The organism is Bacillus cereus group sp. N11, from assembly GCF_016483605.1.
In the GTDB taxonomy this organism is placed as follows: domain Bacteria; phylum Bacillota; class Bacilli; order Bacillales; family Bacillaceae_G; genus Bacillus_A; species Bacillus_A toyonensis.
The window spans coordinates 1-234 of sequence record NZ_JAEHBN010000114.1 but is presented as its reverse complement, the minus strand read 5'-3'; the positions used below and the strand labels follow the sequence as shown (position 1 = coordinate 234).

The following is a 234-nucleotide window of genomic DNA, read 5'->3' as shown; positions in this document are numbered from 1 at the left end:
CACATCCTTTTCCACTTAATACACACTTTGGGACCTTAGCTGGCGATCTGGGCTGTTTCGCTCTTGACTACGGATCTTATCACTCGCAGTCTGACTCCTAAGGATAAGTCATTGGCATTCGGAGTTTGACTGAATTCGGTAATCCGATGAGGACCCCTAGTTCAATCAGTGCTCTACCTCCAAGACTCTTACACTTAAGGCCTGTCTCTTATACACATCTGACGCTGCCGACGA

The 234-nt window shown here is 47.4% G+C and carries 1 rRNA gene; it reads right to left on the bottom strand.

The annotated features are described in order from the left end of the window. Positions 1–220 (bottom strand): 23S ribosomal RNA (locus tag JDS98_RS29925); the annotation flags it as partial. Between the last annotated feature and the right edge of the window lie 14 nt (positions 221–234).